The organism is Klebsiella sp. 54 (assembly GCF_018223875.1).
In the GTDB taxonomy this organism is placed as follows: Bacteria; Pseudomonadota; Gammaproteobacteria; order Enterobacterales; family Enterobacteriaceae; genus Klebsiella; species Klebsiella quasipneumoniae.
On the sequence record NZ_JAGRRA010000010.1, the window covers coordinates 296,754 to 316,224 of the forward strand.

Consider the following 19,471-nt stretch of genomic DNA (forward strand, 5'->3'; position numbering starts at 1 on the left):
GTAAAGTAAGGCTCAAATCCGATGAATAAAAAGATGGCCGTACCACGCTCACAGGCGGTTGGTCCCAACAGCACTCGGACCAACACCCGCCATGAGCAAGAGACGGATGTATTGTTGATTGGCGGCGGCATTATGAGCGCCACACTGGGAACCTGGCTGCAGGAGCTTGAGCCAGACTGGTCTATTACCATGGTTGAGCAGATGTCCAGCGTGGCGGAAGAGAGCTCAAACGGGTGGAACAATGCGGGTACCGGCCACGCGGCGCTGATGGAGCTGAACTATACGCCGCAGACCGCCAACGGCATCAATATCGACAAAGCGGTCGACATCAACGAAGCCTTCCACATCTCGCGTCAGTTCTGGGCGCATCAGGTGACGCGCGGCGTCCTGAACAAACCAAAATCATTCATTAACAGCGTGCCGCACATGAGCTTTGTGTGGGGCGAAGATAACGTCAACTTCCTGCGCGCGCGCTATGCGGCGCTGCAGCAGAGCGAACTGTTCCGCGGCATTCGTTATTCTGAAGACCATCAGCAGATCAAAGCCTGGGCGCCGCTGGTGATGGAAGGCCGCGACCCGCTGCAAAAGGTGGCCGCCACCCGTACGGAAATGGGAACCGACGTCAACTATGGGGAAATCACCCGCCAGCTGATCGCCAGCCTGCAAAAGCATGATAATTTCTCCCTGCAGCTGGGCACCGTGGTGCGTCGCTTCAAGCGCAACGCCGACAAGAGCTGGACGGTGACCCTCGCGGATGCCGACAACCGTCGTCAGAAGCGGGTTATTAAAGCCAAATTTATCTTTATCGGCGCCGGCGGCGCGGCGCTGACCCTGCTGCAGGAAACCGGCATTCCGCAGGCCAAAGAGTATGCCGGCTTCCCGGTCGGCGGCCAGTTCCTGGTCTGCGCAAATCCGGAGGTAGTAAACCACCATCTGGCTAAGGTTTACGGCCAGGCCGAAGTGGGCGCGCCGCCGATGTCGGTGCCGCACATCGATACCCGTATTATCGACGGTAAACGCGTGGTGCTGTTCGGGCCGTTCGCGACCTTCTCGACCCGCTTCCTGAAGAACGGTTCGCTGTGGGATCTGCTGGCCTCGACCAATACCTCGAATATCCTGCCGATGCTCAACGTCGGCCTGGACAACTTCGATCTGGTGAAATACCTGATTAGCCAGGTGATGCAGAAAGATAAAGATCGTCTGGCCGCGCTGTGCGAATACTATCCGGAAGCGCGGAAAGAGGACTGGCGGTTGTGGCAGGCCGGTCAGCGCGTGCAGATCATCAAGCGCGATGCGAAGAAGGGCGGGGTACTGCGCCTGGGCACCGAAGTGGTCAGCGATGACGAAGGCACCGTCGCGGCGCTGCTCGGCGCATCGCCAGGCGCCTCCACCGCGGCGCCTATCATGCTGCAGCTTATGGAAAAAGTGTTTAAAGACAAAGTGAATTCGCCCGAATGGCAGGCCAGGCTGAAGGCGATCATCCCGACCTACGGTATTCGCCTTGATGGCAACCCGGCGGAGATTGAGAAAGCGCTGGCGTGGACCAGTGAAGTGCTGGAGCTGAAATATGAGCCGGCCGCGGCGGCGGATGAAGCTCCGCAGGCGGAGCTGAAGCCGCTGAGCGGCGGCAAGCCGATGGCGGACATCGCGCTCTGACAAAAACGGCAGCCTGCGGGCTGCCGTTGTTTTATTGCTGATTCAATTGCGCGCCTTAGCGGATCTCGGCGTTGCCGATAGTCTCGTCGGCGCGCCAGATGCGATATTTTACATCGACATTAGTCGGCGTGTAGATAACGATCGGCAGCTTGCTGTTGTAGCGCAGCATAGCGTCATCGCCGAGGCCGGCAGTAACAAATTTCTTCGTTTTCTTGCCGTCCGGGCAGGCCATCATGGTGGATACCGGGCCGCTCAGCTTATCAAAGACATAGTAGTCATAACCCCAGCCTTCCAGGGTTTTGCTTTCCAGCTGCCCGCCAAAACGATGGTGGTTGCAGTCGACTTCCAGCGTCTGGCCGATCATCAGCTCAACCTTCAACGCCGACTCATCCTGCTGCTGCGGCAGCTGAATAACCTGACGCTTCATGCCTTTTTCCGCTTTCGGGAACGGCGCGACTTTTTCCAGCGGCTGGTCTGCGGCCAGGGCGCCGGCAGACATGCAGGCGGCGGTGAGCAGAGAAACGGCTAGCGTAGTGATTTTTTTCACGGTTGATCATCCTTTATTTTCGTTCCTGACAGGGATAGCCTATCATCACTTAGCTGAATGTTAAGATTTATTTACCATTTTTTGCAAAGTGAACAGTGTTATCTACTGGCAAAAGGGCAGCGTTCAGAGCGCAACAGAGGCGCTGGCGGGCCGCCAGACGCCTGCCGGAGAAGCTATTCAGTACGGCTATTTTTCGCTTCCTCAATAAACTCTTCATCGATTTCATCGGTGTTGCCAGCATGTTCCCGTCCCGACAGCAAATTCCAGCAGGCGATAAACAAGGCGGCGATCAGTGGCCCGATCACGAATCCATTGATACCGTAGATCTCCATGCCGCCTAAAGTAGCGATCAGGATCAGGTAGTCCGGCATCTTGGTATCCTTGCCCACCAGCAGCGGACGCAGAATATTGTCCACCAGACCAATCACAACGACAAAGAAGCCCACGATAAAGGCGCCCTGCCACAACTGGCCGGTAGCAAAAAGGTAAATAGCCGCCGGCACCCAGATAATGGCCGAGCCCACCGCCGGGATAAGCGACAGGAACGCCATCAGCGCCCCCCAGAGAATGCTGCCGTCCAGACCGGCGATCCAGAAGGCTAAGCCGCCCAGCGCCCCCTGCGCCAGCGCCACGGCGACGGTGCCTTTTACCGTGGCGCGGGCCACTGCGGCGAACTTAGCGAACAGGTGCTGCTTCACATAGCTGGATAACGGCAGAGATTCGAGGATCAACAGCACCAGGTAAGGTCCATCCTTCAGCAGGAAAAACAGTAGGTACAGCATGATGCCGAAGCTGACGGTAAAGCCAAAGGTCCCTTTGCCAATCAGAAACGCGCTGCCGGCCAGATACTGGCCACCTTTCAGGGCGACATCGGAGAGCTGCTGCTGGATCTGCTGCGCGCTATCAAGGTTATGTTCTGCCAGGAAGCTTCTGGCCCAGCCGGGGAGGTGGGCAATCAGGCTGGCGACCACCGTCGGGAACTGGGTATCGTTATGCTGCAGTTTGCTGTACACCACGTTCAGCTCGTAGGCCAGTGACGACAGGATAATCGCCAGCGGCGTAAACACGATAAGGCAGATAATGACGATGGTCATCAGCGCCGCGAGGCCATTACGCTCGCCGAGGCGGGTGCGAATTTTGTTTTTGACCGGATTAAAAATCACCGCGAGGATCGCGGCCCAGAGAATGGCGGAATAGTAGGGTGAGAGAACATCAAAAAAGGCCAGGGTTACAATGAAGACGATAAGGATGAAAAATCCTTTGGTAAGTCCATTAACTCTCATGTCATCCGCTCCTGCTTATGAGTCATACGGTCGAATAATAGATGCTACGACGTAATTTACCATCAGGATAGTCGTACTCTATACGCTGTGGCGCGGAAAGGGCACAAATTCAACGAGGTGGGGGACGGGCGTAAAAGAGAGACATAAAAAAACCAGCCTTAAAAGGCTGGTTTCTCTGGGATTTTTGGTCGGCACGAGAGGATTTGAACCTCCGACCCCCGACACCCCATGACGGTGCGCTACCAGGCTGCGCTACGTGCCGACGCGTGGGGAACAATATTACCCGTTCCCCAGGCGAATGCAAGCGGGTCGCGCGCGATTGATTCATAATTAATCAATCAGTTAGCGATAAAGCGTTTTTCGTCGGTCAGGACCTGCAGCAACAGGCTGAGCTGCGGTTTCTGATCTTTGATTTTCTCGCCGTCGCGGCTCCAGGTGGTGTAGGTGCCGTTATGGTTGAGGACCACGGTGATGGTCGGGGTGGTAATGGCCAGCGTATCGCCGTTGGCCGCGGTGACCCAGTTCCGACGCCGCGCGGCGCTGAACAGATCTTCACCCTGCGAATACTCATTGGCCGGCGTCGAAACGTGAAGCAGGCGCTGCATCAGCGTGGTCATCACATCTTTGTTATCGGTCAGGGTGGCAATTTCCTGGGCTGGCGTGCCCGGCCAGTGAATAACCAGCGGCACCTGCAGCTGCTCGCGCGACCAGTCGAATGAGTCGTGTTTGACGTTAAGCGGCTTGCCGTGGCCGCCGGTGATAATCACCACCGTATTATCGAGCTTGCCGGCTTCGCGCAGCGCGTTCAGCACCCGATCGATCTGGGCATCAACGTCGCCTGCCGCCTTGCTATAACGGCGGACAAAGTTCTGCTGCTGCGTGTCGTCGAGAGTGGTGCCATTCAGCGAGATCCACGAGAACCAGCGATTCTCATCCTGCGCGTAACGGTCCAGCCAACTGATCCACTGATTGGCGGTCTGCTCGTCGCTCTGGGTCTTCGCGCTCGGCAGCGAGAAGTCGGAGAGCAGCGCCTGGCGATACAGCGGGCTGCTAAACCCATCGGAAGAGAACAGCCCCAGCTGGTAGCCCTGCTGGTTGAGGGCGGTGATCAGCGCTGCGGGAATACGCGCCGAGAGGACACCGTCCATATAGGCTGGCGAAATGCCGTAGAACAGGCCAAACAGGCCGCTGTCGGCGGTATTGCCCGAGCTCATATGCTGGGTAAAGTTGACGTTTTCTTTGGCAAACGCCGCCAGCGCCGGCATCGTCTTTTCAAACCGCGAGTAGTTCAGGTTGTCGACGGTGATCAGCAACACGTTATAGCCCGCGCCGAGGTCGCGGTAGCGCAGGTTACTGAGCGGATACTGGACCGATACCGCCTCCGGCGCCCCTTGTTCCACCAAGCGACGCTGATAATCCTGGGCGTCGAGCAGGCCATGTTTCTCAAGGAAACGACGGGCGGTCATCGGATAGGAAAGCGGTAGATTCGCTCGCTGCATGGTGATCGGGCGATAGAAGTTGGCATCCGCCCAGATATAGACCAGGTGGCTGCTGACGAACGACAAAAAGAAGAACCAGGCCACCGGGCGGGCGTAATGGCGGCGGCGCGTCAGGCTGCGCAGCTTTTGCCAGCTCCAGGTGGCGAAGAGCATTTCAATCAAAAAGATGACCGGGACGCTGATAAACATCAGCTGCCAGTCGCGCGCCATCTCATTCTGGTCAGGGTTGATGACCAGCTCCCAGACCACCGGATTTAAATGAAGATGGAAGCGGGTAAAGACCTCGCTGTCTATCAGCAACAGCGTCATCCCGGCGGTGGCAAGGATCACCGACAGGAAGCGCATCAGGCGCTGCGAGACCACGATAAAGGTCAACGGAAAGAGGATCAGCACATAGCTGGTAAACACCAGGAAGCTGAAGTGCCCGACGAGACTGACGTACGAAAAGAGTCGTCCGGCAAGCGTCGTCGGCCAGTCGGCGACAAAAAGGTAGCGGCTGCCGAGCACCATGGCCAACAACATGTTGAACAGGGCGAACCAGTGCCCCCAGCTAACCATCTGGGAGACTTTTTCTCGGTAGGGCTGACGTAGAGTCACCATATACTGTTGCTGTTATCCTTAATGCGCTGGATCGTCGTTAATCGAAGATTGCAAAGCCTGCGCGAAAGAACGGGCGATGGCCTGACGCTGCGCCGGCGCGACGCTACTGTTGATCAGGTTGGTCACCATATTGCCTAACACCATCAGTGAAAGGTCAACCGGGGCTTTGTGTGATTCCAGGACGTTCGTCAGCTCGCTGAGCAACTGTTCGACCTGTTGATCGCTATAGCGGGAAATTTGCGGCATAAACTCAAAATCTGTTTGTTCGTGAAAGGGCAACATATTACCGTAGCAGCAGCTTTTTTTCCGCATTTTTTCGCCGCGGCGCAAAAGCGCACCGATCGTCAGTCATGACGTCGAAATGTGTGGCGCCAGTTGCGTCGGCTACCCGGCGGTGGTTGAATACCGCCCGGTCTAAAAGGAGAGTTTAACATGAGTCTGGATATCGACCAGATTGCCCTGCATCAGTTAATCAAACGTGATGAACAAAATCTGGAGCTGGTGCTGCGCGAGTCACTGCTGGAGCCGAACGCGACGGTCGTCGAGATGATGGCTGAACTGCACCGGGTTTATAGCGCCAAAAGCAAAGCCTATGGGCTGTTCAATGAAGAGAGCGAACTGGCGCAGGCGCTGCGCCTGCAGCGTCAGGGCGAAGAGGAGTTTCTGGCGTTCAGCCGCGCGGCGACCGGCCGCCTACGCGATGAGCTGGCGAAATACCCGTTCGCCGAAGGGGGCATTGTCCTCTTCTGCCAGTATCGTTACCTGGCGGTCGAGTATCTGCTGGTGGCGGTGCTCAATAACCTGAGCAGTATGCGCGTCAACGAAGAGCTGGATATCCGCTCGACCCATTATCTGGATATTAACCATGCCGATATCGTCGCGCGCATCGATCTGACCGAGTGGGAAACCAACCCGGAGTCGACCCGCTACTTAACCTTCCTGAAAGGGCGGGTGGGGCGCAAAGTGGCCGATTTCTTTATGGATTTCCTCGGGGCCAGCGAAGGCCTCAACGCCAAAGCGCAGAACCGCGGCCTGCTGCAGGCGGTGGACGACTTCGCCGCCGACGCGCAGCTTGATAAATCCGAGCGACAGAATGTGCGTCAGCAGGTCTATGCGTACTGCAACGAACAGCTGCAGGCCGGGGAAGAGATTGAGCTGGAATCGCTGTCCAAAGAGCTGGCCGGCGTCAGCGAAAAGAGCTTCCAGGAATTCACCGCCGAACAGGGTTACGAACTGGAAGAGAGCTTCCCGGCGGATCGCAGCACCTTACGCCAGCTGACCAAGTTTGCCGGCAGCGGCGGCGGTTTAACCATTAACTTCGACGCGATGCTGCTGGGCGAACGCGTATTCTGGGATCCCGCCACCGATACTCTGACCATTAAGGGCACCCCGCCGAACCTGCGCGACCAGCTGCAGCGCCGGACCTCCGGCGGCAACTAAGCGCCGCGCCCCGTTCAGCGCGACCGCTGAACGGGGACGATCTCCACGCCGCGCTGCACCAGCTGCTGGCGCAGCGCGGCGTCGGGATCCCCATCGACGATAAGCGTACTGGCGAGGTTCAGCTCGCCGATGGCAAAGGCCGACGCGGCGTTGAGCTTTTCCCGGGAGGCCATCACCACGGTTTCCGCGGCCCTGGCCGCCAGCGCGCGCTTGATGCCTGCCTCTTCATAATCACCGGTGGTAAAACCCGCTCGCGGGTGGACGCCGGTCACCCCCATAAAGAACACATCGGCGTTGATCCGCGCCATTCCTTCCAGCGTTTCGGGGCCGACGGCGACAACTGAATGCTTAAACACTTTGCCGCCAAGCAGGATCACCTCGATTCGCGGGTGATCGACCAGCGCCACGGCGATGCCGGGGCTGTGGGTGACCACCGTGCAGCTGAGGTCGGCGGGTAAGAAGCCGATCATCGCCGCGGTGGTGGTGCCGCCATCGACAATCACCACCTGTCCAGGCTGGATCAGGGCGGCGGCGGCGCGCGCCACCGCCTGCTTGGAGGCGATTTGCACGCTTTTGCGTGTTTCAATAGGGGCGATGGCAGCGGAGACCGGCAGCGCCCCGCCGTGGACCCGCTGCAGTTTTCCTTCCGCCGCCAGCTCGCGCAGGTCGCGGCGAATGGAGTCCTCTGAGACGTTAAACCGCTGGCTCAGCTCCCCGGACATCACCTGTTTTTCCTCCGCAAGAATCTGCAGGATTTGCTGTTTTCGTTGACTGGCGAGCATGAGTTTTCCTTCACGAGTGATCTTGTTTGTGCACGATTATGCATGTTATGGTGCCTACTGTCATCTTAAAGGGGATATAACATGCAAACTCATGCACCGCACGTCCGCCACATTCGCGAGACGCTGCTCTCTGATAACTGGTACACGCTGAAAAAATATACCTTTGAACTGCAGCGCCGGGACGGACGCTGGCAGGAGCAGAGCCGCGAGGCCTACGATCGCGGCAACGGCGCGGTCATTTTACTCTACAACCGGGAAAAGCGGACGGTGGTCCTGACTCGTCAGTTCCGTTTTCCGGTGTTTACTCACGGTCACGACGGATATCTCATTGAAGCGGCGGCCGGGCTGTTGGATAACGCCTCGCCGGAGACGAGGATCGTTGCCGAAGCGGAAGAGGAGACCGGCTTTCGGGTGACGCGCATCGAGCCCGTCTTCACCGTCTTTATGAGCCCCGGATCTGTCACCGAAAAACTCTACTTTTTTATCGCCGAATATCAGGCCGATGACCGGCAGGGAGAGGGCGGCGGGCTGGCGGCGGAAGGTGAGGACATTGAAGTGCTGGAGTGGCCGCTGGCGCGGGCGCTGCAGGCCATTCGCGATGGCGAGATCATGGATGCCAAAACCATTATCCTGCTGCAGCACCTGGCGCTGAATGCCGACACGATCCTCGCCGGCTGAGCGGCAAGGAGCGGGGGGGTTAACGCAGCTCGCGGGCAATGGCGCTGTACATCAGCGCCGCTTCCAGCGGCTGGGCGTTAAAGGAGGGTTCCGCCTGCGGCCAGGTCGACCACTGGACGATCACCAGGTGTTCCGCGCGGTTCACCATGATCACCTGGCCGTAGATACCCAGCGCCCACAGCGAGTCCTTCAGCCCTTCCTGCGGCGTCGGCTGGACGTTTTGCGCATTCGCCGGAATGGCGTTATTCCACCACTGATAACCGTAGATACCTTGCGGATGCGCCGCCGAGACCGAGTTCAGCGCTGTGGTCCAGCTTGCGGCCTGATCGAACCAGCCCGCAGGCACCAGCTGTTTGCCGTTGCTTAACCGACCATCGCGGGCGACGAATTCGCCGAAGCGGCCCCAGTCTTCAAGGGTGGCGTTAAAGCCATGGGCGCCAACATCATGCTTCCCTTGCTGATAAGCATGCCATACGCCGTCGTGGGCCATCCCGGCGGGCTGCCACAGCGACTGCTCAAGCCAGGCGGCCAGCGGCATACCGGTGGCGCGCTCCAGGATATCGCCCAACAGCCAGGCGCCGCCGGAAGAGTAGGACCACTGCTCGCCCGCAGGATGCTGGCGCGCCAGGCCGGTGACGATCTTGCGCACGCAGGCATAGGCGCCGGGCTGCGCCTCGCACTGGGTCAGGCGGGCGAAGTGCGACTGCGGGTCGGTGTAGTCTTCATTCCATTCCACACCGCTGGTGTGCTGCATCAACTGCTTCAGCGTCACGCCGTCCCAGGCGGTGCCTTTCAGTTCGGGTTCATAAACGGTAATCAGATCATCGAGGGAGTGGATCTTACCCTGCTGAATGGCGATGCCCACCAGCGTCGAGACCACCGATTTTCCCACCGAGCGTGAGGTCCACAGGGTGGTATCGGTGTTGCCGTCGCCAAGATATTTCCAGGCGACCTTGCCGTCTTTCAGCACCAGCATACCGCTGACGTTCTCGCGCTTCAGGTAATCCTGCAGGGTCCAGGTGTGGCCGTTAAGGGTATAGCGGGCATCGGTCAATTGTTTTTCAGCGCGTTCCAGCGGCACTGAGGCGCCGTGGCGGAAGACATCCCCGGCATAGTTGCGATAGTCATTGCGAAAGCCAATCACGCGTGAAGTCTGATCCCAGCTGAGCATGTCTTTGGCCGCGGGTAGCGTTTGATCGTAAGGCGTTGGGCAGACATCCAGCGTCAGGCCGCCGCAGTTTTGCGCCATTGCCGCCGCCGGCAGCGCCGCCAGGATTAACGCCAGGGCCAGTGGTTTTCTTATCATCTTCCTTTCCTCGTTTGCCATAGATTCGCTGCGCAGTATATAAATCGGCGCGCGCCGGCTAAAATCAGCACAGGGGGGATTTTCCCCCGTAAGGGAGAGAAGGATGAAAACCCTGCAATATTCTTTCGCGCAGATTGAAGCATTCGCCACCATCGCCGAGACCGGAAGCCTGTCGCGGGCGGCCATTCGTTTAGGTAAAGACCGAACCACGCTGCGCGATCTGCTGGACTATCTGGAAGACGCGCTGGGGTACCATCTGTTCAGCCGGGAAGGGCGTACCCTGACCTTAACCGCCGAAGGCGAGCAGCTTTTTCGTCAGGCGCATCTGCTGTTGCGCCAGGCGCAGGCTTTCGAGTCTTTTGCGCAAACGCTGCCGCAAACCACCGGACAGGCGCTGCGTCTGGTGTACGATCCCTTTATCCCACGTGATTTTCTCTGCGCGCTGGCCGATACGCTGGCCCGGCGGCAGATCCGCCTGAGCTGCTGGAGCGCCTCGCGGCGCGAAGCCGAGCAGGCGCTGAGCGATGGCGTGGCGGATATGGCGCTGTGCCAGGCTAACAACCGCACGCTGGGGAGCGAAATGGAGTGGCGGGCGCTCGGCACCGTGGATCTGCGTTTCTACGCGGCGGACAGCCTGTTCCACGACGCTCCGCGGCCGCTGACGCTATTGAATCTTTCGTTGACGCCGCAGTTAGTGATGCACCGGCGCAGTGACGATCAGATTGCCCGCCGGCTGCAGATCTCCGGCCATACGCTGTATATGAACGAAATTACTCTGCTGCGCCATGCGCTGGAGCAGGGGAGGGGCTGGGGGTTTTTACCGGACCATTTGCGGCCAGGCGAGTGGCAGGGAGTCAGTGAAATCGCGACGGAGGTCGGCAGTCAGGGGCTGAACGTCACCATGGTGATGCTCTGGCTGCCCGGAATGAATAAGCACCGGATGCTTAGCGACATCGTGGACAAGGCGCCGGAGCTTTGGCGGCGCGGATAACAAAACGCCCCGGAGCCGAAGACCCCGGGGCGCTTGCCATACAACTTGCTATCGGCGATTACGCGCGAACGAAGTCGATGTGAGTCAGTTTCGGCTTGAACGCGTGGCGCTGAACAGCCTGAACTTTGACTTTTTCTTCTTTGCCATCAACCACGACGGTCAGAACTTCGCCGTAAAACTCAGCTTTGTCCTGCATGTTCCAAACTTTGTCGTGGTCCAGTTCGATAGCAACCGGAGCAGCTTCGCCACCGTAGATGATTGCCGGGAACTTGTTAGCTGCGCGCAGGCGGCGGCTCGCACCCTTACCCTGCTCTTTACGTACTTCTGCGTTGATAGTAAACATTGATGTCTCTCTATATATAAAGCCTGCTACAGGCGACCCAGCAACAGGCGGATTATCTGCTTTGCGAATGCAAAAGCGGGCGGCATTATAGCCGCCAAACGACACCCGGGCAATCAAAACCTCAGCTTTCGGGTGATTAACGCAGCTCGTTGGCGCGGCGAAAACGCCCCTGATAATCGAACACTTTTTCCCGCACCTGCCAGTACTGGCCTTTCATGCGGGCGACGACAAAGTCCGGATGGCGCAGCAGCGCCTGCTGGGCCACGATATCCGCCGGCGTTATCCAGCGCAGCGGCACCCCCGGCGTGCGGGTATGCGGGCGAATAAACAACTGCTCAAAGGCGGTACGCTGGGCGGGCGTCTGCAGACGGAAGCGCTCACTGACGTCGGCGCCGTCTTCATCGTAGTAGGTGATTTTCAGCCACGGGCCTTTCTCGTCGCCGCCGTGCTGCAGGGCCATGCCGCTGCAGCGTAGCACCAGCGCGTCCTTCAGCTTCAGCGCCGCCTTCAGCATATCGTCCGGGTCAACCAGAATGGTGTCGCACTCCCGGCAGCGGCGGGCGGCGATATCGTTTTCCGCGTTGCACTGCGGACAGTTTTTGAAGCGAAAGCGGAAGTCGCACTGTTCGCGGTGGCCGTCGTCATCTTCGAACCACCCCTGGCAGCGGCGGCCAAAATGCTCAATCAAGGTGCCGTCGGCGGTGGTTTTGCCCCAGAAGGTATTGGCGAAGCCGCAGGCCGGGCAGAAGACCTGCACCGGCACGTTGTCGCTTTTACCCTTCGGCGTTCCCACTTCCGGGGCGTACAGGTCGTGCGGGTTGCCGGCGTAGTCGAGGATCAGGCAGTCAGTTTTTCCCGGCGCCAGGCGCAGGCCGCGGCCAACGATCTGTTGGTAAAGACTCACCGACTCGGTGGGGCGGAGGATGGCGATCAGGTCGACGTGCGGGGCGTCGAAGCCGGTGGTCAGCACCGCGACGTTCACCAGATAGCGATACTCCTGCGCTTTAAACGCCTCGATGATGCGATCCCGTTCCGGACCCGGGGTTTCCCCGGTGATCAGCGCCGCCTGGCCTGCCGGCAGCAGGCCGGTCACTTCCCGGGCGTGCTCCACGGTGGCGGTGAAGATCATCACCCCTTTGCGGCTTTCGGCGAACTCCACGATCTGGCTGACGATATGTGGGGTGATACGCTGCTGTTTTTTCAGCTCATGGTTAAGATCGGCTTCGCTGAACAGGCCGTTGCTTTGCGCCTGCAGGCGACTGAAATCGTACTGCACCACCGGCATATCGAGGCGCTCCGGCGGCGTCAGGTAGCCGTGTTTAATCATATAGCGCAGCGGTAGCTCATAGATGCAGTCGCGGAACAGGGCCTTTTCATCGCCGCGCACCATCCCGTGGTAGTGGAACTGATAGATCCAGCCCTTGCCAAGGCGGAACGGAGTGGCCGTCAGGCCGAGCAGCCGGATCTGCGGATTGACCTGCCGCAGGTGACCGATGATCTGCTGATACTGGCTGTCGTCATCATCGCTAATGCGGTGGCATTCATCGATGATGAGTAGCGAAAATTCGCTGCGAAACTGGTCGAGATTGCGCGCCACCGACTGTACGCTGCCGAACACCACTTTGCCGTGGCTCTCTTTTCGCTGCAGACCGGCGGCAAAGATATCCGCCTCAAGGCCAAGGGCGCAGTATTTGGCATGATTCTGCGCCACCAGCTCTTTGACGTGGGCCAGCACCAGCACGCGGCCGCGGGCCAGGCGGGCAAGTTCGGCGATCACCAGGCTTTTGCCCGCGCCGGTGGGCAGGACAATCGCCGCCGGCTCGGTATGGCGACGGAACCAGGCGAGGGTGGCATCGACGGCTTCTTGTTGGTAAGGACGTAATGTAAAAGTCATGAATTCACGGGGCTAATTAACTCGCGAATAGTATGCCATGAATCTTTTCCCTTGAGTGGTGTTAAGAGCCCGTTATACTAGCCAGTGAAATTCTTCTTTTTCGGGCGATTTGCCCGCTCCAGCACTTTGACAGGCTAAAAAAATCTCATGCGACTTGATAAGTTTATCGCTCAGCAGCTTGGCGTCAGCCGGGCTATTGCCGGGCGTGAAATCCGCGGCAGCCGCGTTACCGTGGACGGCGACATTGTAAAAGATGCTTCCTTTAAGCTTCAGCCGGAGCACGAGGTGGAGTATGACGGAAACACGCTGACCCAGCAGAACGGCCCGCGCTATTTTATGCTCAACAAGCCGCAAGGCTACGTCTGTTCCACCGACGATCCCGATCATCCGACTATCCTTTATTTCCTCGACGAGCCGGTGGCGCATAAGCTGCACGCCGCCGGACGGCTGGATATCGACACCACCGGACTGGTGCTGATGACCGATGACGGCCAGTGGTCGCACCGCATTACCTCGCCACGCCACCATTGTGAAAAAACCTATCTGGTGGCGCTGGAAAGCCCGCTGGCGGAAGGGACCGCGGAGCTGTTCGCCAAAGGGGTCCAGCTGCATAACGAAAAAGATCTCACCAAACCGGCGGTGCTGGAAGTGATCACTCCGACCGAAGTGCGCCTCACCATCAGCGAAGGCCGCTACCATCAGGTGAAACGCATGTTCGCCGCCGTGGGTAACCACGTGGTTGGCCTGCATCGGGAACGCATCGGCGACATCCAGCTGGATGAATCGCTGGCGCCGGGTGAATATCGTCCGCTGACGGAAGCGGAAATTGCCAGCGTGGGCGCCCCGCAGCCACGGAGTAAAACGTGACGCTGAAGCAGAATTCTTCACTGGGGATTGTGTTTATCCTTGGCCTGCTGGCCATGCTGATGCCGCTGTCGATCGATATGTACCTCCCGGCCCTGCCGGTGATCGCTGCCCAGTACCACGTGCCGGACGGCAGCGCGCAGATGACCCTCAGCACCTATATCCTCGGCTTTGCGTTGGGTCAGCTGCTGTACGGTCCGATGGCTGACAGCCTCGGCCGCAAGCCGGTGATCCTCGGCGGAACGCTGGTCTTCGCGGCGGCCGCGGTGGCCTGCGCCCTGTCGCAGACCATCGAGATGCTGATCGCCATGCGCTTCTTCCACGGTCTGGCGGCCGCGGCGGCCAGCGTGGTGATTAACGCCCTGATGCGCGACATCTATCCGAAAGATGAGTTTTCGCGGATGATGTCGTTTGTCATGCTGGTGACGACCATTGCGCCGCTGGTGGCGCCGATGGTCGGCGGGGCGGTGCTGGTCTGGTTCAGCTGGCATGCCATTTTCTGGATCCTCGCCCTGGTGGCCCTGCTGGCGTCGCTGATGATCGGCCTGTTTATCCGCGAAACGCTACCGGCTGAAAGGCGTCAGCCGTTCCACCTGCGCACCACGCTGGGTAACTTTGCCACCCTGTTCCGCCATAAGCGGGTCCTGAGCTATATGCTGGCGAGCGGCTTTAGCTTCGCGGGCATGTTCTCTTTCCTAAGCGCCGGGCCTTTCGTCTATATCAATATTAACCACGTTGCGCCTCAGCACTTTGGCTACTATTTTGCGCTGAACATTGTCTTTTTATTCCTGATGACCATGTTCAACAGCCGGTTTGTGCGGCGGGTAGGGGCGTTGCGCATGTTCCGCGCCGGGCTGTGGATCCAGTTTGCCATGGCGGTGTGGATGGTGGTTTGCGCGCTGCTCGACGTCGGTTTCTGGTCGCTGGTGATCGGCGTGGCGGCCTTCGTTGGCTGCGTATCGATGGTGTCGTCTAACGCTATGGCGGTGATCCTCGATGAGTTTCCGCATATGGCGGGCACCGCTTCGTCGCTGGCGGGGACTTTCCGCTTTGGTATCGGGGCGATTATCGGCGCGCTGCTGTCGATGGCGACCTTTACCACCGCCTGGCCGATGCTGATCTCTATCGCCTTCTGCGCCACCAGCTCTATTTTCTTCTCGCTTTACGCTTCCCGCCGGCGAAAAATCGCACGCTAGGTCACATTTTCAGGGGCGAAATCGCCCCTTTCTTGATGCATGTCAACCGTAATGGGCTTCAGGGTTCTGTGATTTGTTTCCTTTATGTAAAATCAATTAGTGTAAAAAGTCGCATTGTTGCGATAAAAAAGTTGTTTTGGATCACAGAAACGGGTACATATAGCGCCAATCGGCTTGCCGGGTTAAAAAATAACACGCTGGAATATAAGCGCTTAACCCTGGTCCGACGCGGCTGTAAACGTTTTCTGCGTCTGAGCAGGACTATTTGTCAACAGTGTGTTAATATTGATGTAAATTTATTGTGAAGCCTTTTGCTTCCGGGGAAACCACGTGAATACACAACAACTCTCTATCGTACACCGTCTGCCGCAGAGCTATCGCTGGCTGGCCGGTTTTGCGGGTTCCAGAGTTGAACCGATTCCGCAAAACGGCGCGCAGAACGAAAACAGTCTCGTCGCCCTGAAACTGCTGAGTCCGGACGGTGAAAAAGCCTGGCCGGTGATGCATAAGCTCAGCCAGGCGTTAAGCGACATCGAAGTCGACTGTTCCGTTCTTGAGTGCGAAGGCGAACCCTGCCTGTTCGTTAATCTGCAGGATGAGTTTGCCGCCACCTGTCGTCTGAAAAATTTTGGCGTGGCGATCGCCGAGCCCTTCTCCGGCAATAACCCTTTCTGACCGTCAGCTTAGCGCCAGCAGCTGGCGGGTATACTCATGCCGGGGCGCGCTGAAGACGGACTGGCACTCGCCCTGTTCAACCACCATTCCCTGCCGCAGCACCATCACCTGGTGACACAGCGCGCGCACCACGCCTAAATCATGGCTGATAAAAATATAGGCCAGCTGATGCTTCAGCTGTAATGCTTTCAACAGATTCAGGATCTGCGCCTGAACGGTTTTATCCAGCGAGGAAGTCGGCTCGTCGAGGACGATCAGTTGCGGCTTGACGATTAACGCTCTGGCGATGGCGATACGCTGGCGCTGGCCGCCGGAGAATGCCGCCGGGTAGCGCTGGCGGCTGGCCGGATCGAGCCCGACCTCCTGCATGGCAAGGATTACCGCCTGTTCGCGTTCGACTGCCGTCAGCGTCGGCTGGTGGACGCGCAATCCTTCTTCAATAATCTGCTGCGCCGTCAGGCGCGGATTGAGCGACGAGTTCGGATCCTGAAAAACCACCTGCATTTGTCGGCGCAGCGGCAGCAGCTGTCGACGGTTACGCCCCTGAATCGGCTGACCGGTAAAGGTTATCCTGCCCTCGGATGAGATCAGGCGCAGCAGCGCCAGACCGGTGGTGCTTTTCCCCGATCCCGATTCGCCCACCAGCCCCAGCGTCTCGCCGGCGCGTAGCTGAAAACTGAGGCTGTTGACCACCCGATGGTGATCGACAACCCGGCGCAGTATCCCTTTGCGAACAGGAAATGCCACGTTTAAATCGTCCACCTGCAGCAGCACCGGGGCATCGACGGCCAACGGCACCGGCTCACCGTCCGGTTCGCTATCCAGCAGGCGTTGGGTGTAGGGATGAGCCGGCGCGCTGAACAGCGCCCGACAGTGATTGTGCTCCACGCAGCGGCCGTTCTGCATTACCGCCACCCGGTCAGCCAGCTGGCGGACGATGCTCAGGTTATGGGTAATAAACAGCATCCCCATGTTCAGCTCCCGCTTCAGCTCGCGCAGCAGCTGCAGAATTTGCGCCTGCACTGACACATCGAGAGCGGTGGTCGGCTCGTCGGCAATCAGCAGCTCAGGGCGCGTCAGCAGCGCCATGGCGATCATCACCCGCTGGCGCTCGCCGCCGGAGAGCTGGTGCGGATAGTCCGCCAGCCGCCGTGGCGCCTGTCGGATCCCGACGCGCTCCAGACAGTCGAGGATCTCCCCGCGCGCCGCCTCTTTGCGCATTCCCCGGTGTAAAGACAGCACCTCGTAGAGCTGTTTTTCCAGGGTATGAAGGGGATTGAGCGACACCATTGGCTCCTGAAAGATCATCGCGATCCGGTTGCCGCGCACGCCGCGCAGGGTCGCCTCATCCGCATGCAGCAGCGACTGGCCATGAAAACGGATATCGCCGCTGGGGTAGCTGGCCGGCGGGGTAGGGAGCAGCCGCAGCACCGACAGGGCGGAGATGCTCTTACCGGAGCCGGATTCACCCACCAGGGCCAGCGTTTCGCCGACCGCCACCTCGAGCGACAGATTATGCACGACGGTCTGCGTCTCGCCCTGCTGGCGAAAGGCGATAGAGAGATTGTCGATAGCTAACAGCGGGTGGGTCATATTACACCGCCTTACTGGGGTCAAAGGCGTCGCGAACCGCTTCACCGATGAAAATCAGCAGCGTCAGCAGCACGGCGACGGAAAGAAACGCGGCAATACCCAGCCAGGGCGCCTGCAGGTTGTTTTTGCCCTGCAGGAGCAGCTCGCCGAGTGAGGGCGAGCCAAGCGGCAGGCCGAAGCCGAGAAAATCCAGCGACGTCAGGGTGGTAATAGAGCTGCAGAGAATAAAAGGCAGGAAGGTAAGGGTCGCCACCATCGCGTTGGGCAGCATATGCCGCAGGATGATCTGCCGGTCGCTGACCCCTAACGCCTGCGCCGCCCGGATGTAGTCGTAGTTGCGGGTGCGGAGAAATTCAGCGCGCACCACGCCCACCAGCGTCATCCAGCCAAACAGGACGGTGATCGCCAACAGCCACCAGAAGCCCGGCTGCACCACGCTGGAGAGCAGAATGATCAGAAACAGCGTCGGCATGCCGGACCAGACTTCGATAAAACGCTGCCCCCAGAGGTCGATTTTACCGCCGTAATAACCCTGGATCGCCCCGGCCAGCACCCCCAGCACGCTAGAGAACAGCGTCAGCAGCAGGCCAAAGAGTACCGAGATGCGCGTCCCATAGAGGATCCGCGCCAGCACATCGCCGCCGTTGGCGTCGGTGCCGAGCCAGTTGCTGGCTGAGGGCGGCGAGGGAAAAGGAACCGTGCTGGCAAAATTGATCGTCGTCGCGCCGAAGCGCACCGGCGGCCAAAGCGCCCAGCCGTGGCTGGCCAGCTGGTGCTGCAGCCACGGATCCTGATAGTCAGCGGCGGTGGCGAATGCGCCGCCGAAGGTCTGCTCGGTGTAGTTTTTTAATACCGGGACGTACAGCTGGCCCCGGTACTGCACCAGCAGCGGCCGATCGTTGGCCAGCAGCTCAGCCCCCAGGCTGCAGAGGAAGAGAATTAAAAACAGCCACAGCGACCAGTAACCGCGACGGTTGTGGCGAAAGCGCGCCCAGCGGGCCTGATTAACGGGACTGAAGAACGACATTAGCGGCCCTCAAAATCAATACGCGGGTCGACCAGCGTATAGCTGATATCGCTGACGATATTAAGCAGCAGGCCGATCAGGGTGAAAATATAGAGCGTCCCGAACATCACCGGATAGTCGCGGGAGACCGTCGCTTCATAGCCCAGCAGCCCCAGACCATTCAACGAGAACATCACTTCGATCAGCAGCGAGCCGGTAAAGAACATACTGATAAAGGTGGCCGGGAAACCAGCGATCACCAGCAGCATGGCGTTGCGGAACACGTGTCCCCAGAGGATCTGTTTCTCCCCGACGCCTTTGGCGCGGGCGGTAACCACATACTGTTTGCGGATCTCGTCGAGGAAGCTGTTTTTGGTCAGCATGGTCAGGGCGGCGAAGCCGCCGATCACCGTCGCCAGCACCGGCAGGGTGATGTGCCACAGATAGTCGAGGATCTTTTCATACCACGGCAGGGTGTCGAAGTTTGGCGAGACCAGACCGCGCAGCGGGAAAAGGTCGAAATAGCTGCCGCCGGCAAAAATCACGATCAGCAGGATGGCGAACAGAAAGGCGGGGATCGCATAGCCAATGATAATCAGCGTACTGCTCCAGAGGTCAAAGCGGCTGCCGTTGCTGACGGCTTTGCGGATGCCCAGCGGAATGGAGACCAGATAGATGATCAGCGTGCTCCACAGCCCGAGGCTCACCGAGACCGGCAGGCTGTCTTTAATCAGCTGCAGCACGGAGGCGCTGCGAAACAGGCTGTCGCCAAAATCAAAGCGCAGATAATCGCCCAGCATCTTCAGGTAGCGCTCGTGCAGCGGTTTGTCGAAGCCGTAGCGGTGGGTGATCTCGGCGATGACTTCCGGATCGAGGCCGCGCCCGCCGCGATAGTGCCCCTCGCTGATATTGCCGGCGCCGGTGCGGGCATGGCTGGCGCCCATCCCGCCGTCGCCGGCGCCTGGCATTCCGCCGTGCTGACCAAATTCGATGGCGGCGATGGCCTGGTCGACCGGGCCGCCGGGGGCGATCTGCACAATAAAAAAGTTAATGGTGATGATGGCCCACAGGGTGGGGATCACTAACAGCAAACGGCGGATCAGGTAACTGCCCATGGT

18 protein-coding genes and 1 tRNA gene are annotated in these 19,471 nt (G+C 59.1%); 7 read left to right on the forward strand and 12 right to left on the reverse strand.

Annotation, left to right across the window (positions count from 1 at the left end; all coding sequences use genetic code 11):
* The first annotated feature begins 21 nt into the window (after positions 1-21).
* Positions 22-1,656 carry a malate dehydrogenase (quinone) gene (gene mqo, locus KHQ24_RS19900; protein ID WP_211777428.1) on the forward strand — a complete coding sequence of 545 codons (1,635 nt, stop codon included), beginning with the start codon at positions 22-24 and terminating at the stop codon, positions 1,654-1,656.
* Positions 1,657-1,711: 55 nt separating this feature from the next.
* Here mqo and eco read toward each other — a convergent pair whose 3' ends face one another.
* The 5 genes from eco to KHQ24_RS19925 all read right to left on the reverse strand — a co-directional run bounded on the left by eco (position 1,712) and on the right by KHQ24_RS19925 (position 5,831).
* On the reverse strand, positions 1,712-2,203 hold the full coding sequence (gene eco, locus KHQ24_RS19905) for a serine protease inhibitor ecotin (RefSeq protein WP_004201671.1): 492 nt from the start codon (positions 2,201-2,203) through the stop codon (positions 1,712-1,714).
* A gap of 173 nt (positions 2,204-2,376) precedes the next feature.
* On the reverse strand, positions 2,377-3,486 hold the full coding sequence (locus KHQ24_RS19910; protein WP_004201670.1) for an AI-2E family transporter: 1,110 nt from the start codon (positions 3,484-3,486) through the stop codon (positions 2,377-2,379).
* 185 nt (positions 3,487-3,671) lie between these two features.
* Positions 3,672-3,748, reverse strand: a tRNA-Pro gene (locus KHQ24_RS19915).
* Between the two features lie 76 nt (positions 3,749-3,824).
* Positions 3,825-5,585 (reverse strand): LPS biosynthesis-modulating metalloenzyme YejM, encoded by a 1,761-nt coding sequence (gene yejM / locus KHQ24_RS19920; RefSeq protein ID WP_048295224.1) that lies wholly within the window; start codon positions 5,583-5,585, stop codon positions 3,825-3,827.
* 18 nt (positions 5,586-5,603) lie between these two features.
* Positions 5,604-5,831 carry a YejL family protein gene (locus tag KHQ24_RS19925; RefSeq protein WP_004195346.1) on the reverse strand — a complete coding sequence of 76 codons (228 nt, stop codon included), beginning with the start codon at positions 5,829-5,831 and terminating at the stop codon, positions 5,604-5,606.
* 186 nt (positions 5,832-6,017) lie between these two features.
* Between KHQ24_RS19925 and yejK the strand changes: the two genes are divergently transcribed.
* Positions 6,018-7,025: a nucleoid-associated protein YejK gene (gene yejK / locus KHQ24_RS19930; RefSeq protein WP_004144267.1), complete on the forward strand. Its 1,008-nt coding sequence runs from the start codon at positions 6,018-6,020 to the stop codon at positions 7,023-7,025.
* A 14-nt stretch (positions 7,026-7,039) separates the two neighbouring features.
* Here yejK and KHQ24_RS19935 read toward each other — a convergent pair whose 3' ends face one another.
* Positions 7,040-7,807 (reverse strand): DeoR/GlpR family DNA-binding transcription regulator, encoded by a 768-nt coding sequence (locus KHQ24_RS19935; protein ID WP_004201668.1) that lies wholly within the window; start codon positions 7,805-7,807, stop codon positions 7,040-7,042.
* A gap of 81 nt (positions 7,808-7,888) precedes the next feature.
* Between KHQ24_RS19935 and KHQ24_RS19940 the strand changes: the two genes are divergently transcribed.
* Entirely contained in the window at positions 7,889-8,485 is a 597-nt protein-coding gene (locus KHQ24_RS19940) for an NUDIX domain-containing protein (protein ID WP_043520291.1), read from the forward strand.
* A 19-nt stretch (positions 8,486-8,504) separates the two neighbouring features.
* On the opposite strand, the gene KHQ24_RS19945 is transcribed toward KHQ24_RS19940, so the two are convergent.
* On the reverse strand, positions 8,505-9,791 hold the full coding sequence (locus KHQ24_RS19945) for a serine hydrolase domain-containing protein (protein WP_057216306.1): 1,287 nt from the start codon (positions 9,789-9,791) through the stop codon (positions 8,505-8,507).
* A gap of 103 nt (positions 9,792-9,894) precedes the next feature.
* Between KHQ24_RS19945 and KHQ24_RS19950 the strand changes: the two genes are divergently transcribed.
* Positions 9,895-10,782, forward strand: coding sequence for a LysR family transcriptional regulator (locus tag KHQ24_RS19950; RefSeq protein WP_048295221.1), 888 nt, complete (start codon positions 9,895-9,897; stop codon positions 10,780-10,782).
* A gap of 58 nt (positions 10,783-10,840) precedes the next feature.
* Here the strand turns inward: KHQ24_RS19950 and rplY are convergent, their stop codons facing one another.
* The gene (gene rplY, locus KHQ24_RS19955) at positions 10,841-11,125 is read right to left on the reverse strand and encodes a 50S ribosomal protein L25 (protein WP_004201664.1); all 285 of its coding nucleotides are present in this window, start codon (positions 11,123-11,125) and stop codon (positions 10,841-10,843) included.
* 136 nt (positions 11,126-11,261) lie between these two features.
* Positions 11,262-13,019: a DEAD/DEAH box helicase gene (locus KHQ24_RS19960; RefSeq protein WP_211777429.1), complete on the reverse strand. Its 1,758-nt coding sequence runs from the start codon at positions 13,017-13,019 to the stop codon at positions 11,262-11,264.
* A gap of 147 nt (positions 13,020-13,166) precedes the next feature.
* On the opposite strand from KHQ24_RS19960, the gene rsuA reads away from it, so the two are divergent.
* From rsuA to KHQ24_RS19975, 3 genes are all read left to right on the forward strand, one after another.
* Positions 13,167-13,886 carry a 16S rRNA pseudouridine(516) synthase RsuA gene (rsuA, locus tag KHQ24_RS19965; protein ID WP_064178377.1) on the forward strand — a complete coding sequence of 240 codons (720 nt, stop codon included), beginning with the start codon at positions 13,167-13,169 and terminating at the stop codon, positions 13,884-13,886.
* Positions 13,883-15,079: a Bcr/CflA family multidrug efflux MFS transporter gene (locus tag KHQ24_RS19970; protein ID WP_004201661.1), complete on the forward strand. Its 1,197-nt coding sequence runs from the start codon at positions 13,883-13,885 to the stop codon at positions 15,077-15,079. Before rsuA ends, KHQ24_RS19970 begins: the two co-directional genes overlap by 4 nt.
* A gap of 330 nt (positions 15,080-15,409) precedes the next feature.
* Positions 15,410-15,754, forward strand: a complete 345-nt coding sequence (locus KHQ24_RS19975) for a YejG family protein (protein WP_002912974.1) — start codon at positions 15,410-15,412, stop codon at positions 15,752-15,754.
* A 3-nt stretch (positions 15,755-15,757) separates the two neighbouring features.
* Here KHQ24_RS19975 and yejF read toward each other — a convergent pair whose 3' ends face one another.
* From yejF to KHQ24_RS19990, 3 genes are read right to left on the reverse strand one after another with little or no spacing between them, the layout of a single operon-like run.
* Positions 15,758-17,347, reverse strand: a complete 1,590-nt coding sequence (gene yejF / locus KHQ24_RS19980) for a microcin C ABC transporter ATP-binding protein YejF (protein WP_053810127.1) — start codon at positions 17,345-17,347, stop codon at positions 15,758-15,760.
* 1 nt (position 17,348) lies between these two features.
* Positions 17,349-18,374, reverse strand: a complete 1,026-nt coding sequence (locus KHQ24_RS19985) for a microcin C ABC transporter permease (protein WP_017899313.1) — start codon at positions 18,372-18,374, stop codon at positions 17,349-17,351.
* Complete coding sequence (locus KHQ24_RS19990) at positions 18,374-19,468, reverse strand: microcin C ABC transporter permease YejB (RefSeq protein WP_048295218.1); 1,095 nt, start codon at positions 19,466-19,468, stop codon at positions 18,374-18,376. Before KHQ24_RS19990 ends, KHQ24_RS19985 begins: the two co-directional genes overlap by 1 nt.
* Between the last annotated feature and the right edge of the window lie 3 nt (positions 19,469-19,471).

Coding starts and splice junctions, on each gene's coding strand:
- KHQ24_RS19935 (WP_004201668.1), bottom strand. CDS start 7,807: ATGCTCGCCAGTCAACGAAAACAGCAAATCCTGCAGATTCTTGCGGAG.
- KHQ24_RS19985 (WP_017899313.1), bottom strand. CDS start 18,374: ATGTCGTTCTTCAGTCCCGTTAATCAGGCCCGCTGGGCGCGCTTTCGC.
- KHQ24_RS19925 (WP_004195346.1), bottom strand. CDS start 5,831: ATGCCGCAAATTTCCCGCTATAGCGATCAACAGGTCGAACAGTTGCTC.
- yejF (WP_053810127.1), bottom strand. CDS start 17,347: ATGACCCACCCGCTGTTAGCTATCGACAATCTCTCTATCGCCTTTCGC.
- KHQ24_RS19950 (WP_048295221.1), top strand. CDS start 9,895: ATGAAAACCCTGCAATATTCTTTCGCGCAGATTGAAGCATTCGCCACC.
- KHQ24_RS19960 (WP_211777429.1), bottom strand. CDS start 13,019: ATGACTTTTACATTACGTCCTTACCAACAAGAAGCCGTCGATGCCACC.
- rsuA (WP_064178377.1), top strand. CDS start 13,167: ATGCGACTTGATAAGTTTATCGCTCAGCAGCTTGGCGTCAGCCGGGCT.
- KHQ24_RS19945 (WP_057216306.1), bottom strand. CDS start 9,791: ATGATAAGAAAACCACTGGCCCTGGCGTTAATCCTGGCGGCGCTGCCG.
- mqo (WP_211777428.1), top strand. CDS start 22: ATGAATAAAAAGATGGCCGTACCACGCTCACAGGCGGTTGGTCCCAAC.
- rplY (WP_004201664.1), bottom strand. CDS start 11,125: ATGTTTACTATCAACGCAGAAGTACGTAAAGAGCAGGGTAAGGGTGCG.
- KHQ24_RS19990 (WP_048295218.1), bottom strand. CDS start 19,468: ATGGGCAGTTACCTGATCCGCCGTTTGCTGTTAGTGATCCCCACCCTG.
- KHQ24_RS19910 (WP_004201670.1), bottom strand. CDS start 3,486: ATGAGAGTTAATGGACTTACCAAAGGATTTTTCATCCTTATCGTCTTC.
- KHQ24_RS19940 (WP_043520291.1), top strand. CDS start 7,889: ATGCAAACTCATGCACCGCACGTCCGCCACATTCGCGAGACGCTGCTC.
- yejK (WP_004144267.1), top strand. CDS start 6,018: ATGAGTCTGGATATCGACCAGATTGCCCTGCATCAGTTAATCAAACGT.
- yejM (WP_048295224.1), bottom strand. CDS start 5,585: ATGGTGACTCTACGTCAGCCCTACCGAGAAAAAGTCTCCCAGATGGTT.